The organism is Pseudomonas sp. GD04019, assembly GCF_029837695.1.
Taxonomy (GTDB): domain Bacteria; phylum Pseudomonadota; class Gammaproteobacteria; order Pseudomonadales; family Pseudomonadaceae; genus Aquipseudomonas.
On sequence record NZ_JAOEEA010000029.1, the window covers coordinates 1 to 934 of the forward strand.

At 65.5% G+C, this 934-nt stretch carries 1 protein-coding gene; it reads right to left on the bottom strand.

Going from position 1 to position 934, the window contains the following annotated elements:
• Window positions 1–934 (bottom strand): type VI secretion system tip protein TssI/VgrG (tssI, locus tag N7607_RS23055; protein ID WP_279924052.1); only part of this gene is annotated, 934 nt, incomplete at both ends.

Genomic DNA, 934 nt, shown 5'->3' on the forward strand with positions numbered 1-934 from the left:
TGGATCTCGTTGCCGGCCTCGACAAACTGCCCCGTACCCAGCTTCACATGCTGAGTGGTCGCCACGGTGAGGTGGTCGTTGGCGCGGACCTCGGTCTTGCGGTCCTGGTGGGTGGTGCGATGCTCCTCGGCCTTGAGCTCGGTGTAGCTGTTGGCCTCGACGGTGTCGTGGCGCTCGTGGCCGATGCGGATCTTCTGGTCGTGCTCGACGTTCTCGTCCCAGTCCTTCTGGGCGTGGATGTAGATCTGCTCCTGGCCCTTGCGGTCCTCGATGCGCAGTTCGTTGTAGCCGCCTCCGCCCGGACTGCTGAGGGTCTTGAAGACGGTCCTGGTCTTGTTGGCCGGCAGGTCGTAGGGAACGACGTGTTCCTTGTGGTACAGGCAGCCGGTGACCAGCGGCTGGTCGGGATCGCCTTCGAGGAAGGTGACCAGCACCTCCATGCCGATGCGCGGGATGGCGATGCCGCCATAGCGGTCGCCGGCCCAGCTGGAACTGACGCGCAGCCAGCAGCTGGTGGTGTCGTCGGCCTGGCCTTCACGGTCCCAGTGGAACTGCACTTTCACCCGGCCGTATTGGTCGCAGTGGATCTCTTCACCCTTGGGGCCGGTAACCACGGCGCTCTGGCTGCCGAGGATGCGTGGCTTGGGATGGTCTAGCGGTGGGCGCCAGGGGGTGTTCCAGGGGGTGGCGCTGAAACGGTTGCGGTAGCCCTGGTTGAAGGTGTCCGAGTTGGCGGATGGACCCTCACCCCCGGCTCCTCTCCCGGAGGGAGAGGGGAGTTGGCCGCCGAAGCTGGTGATGGACTCTTCCAGCACCTGGGGCTGCTTGCCTTCGTGGTGGATTTCACCCAGCAGCCACAGCTGGTTCCAGTCCGCGCGCGGGTGGGCGGAGAGATCGAGGAAGTGGCCAGTGCGCAGCAGCGGCTGATCGCTCT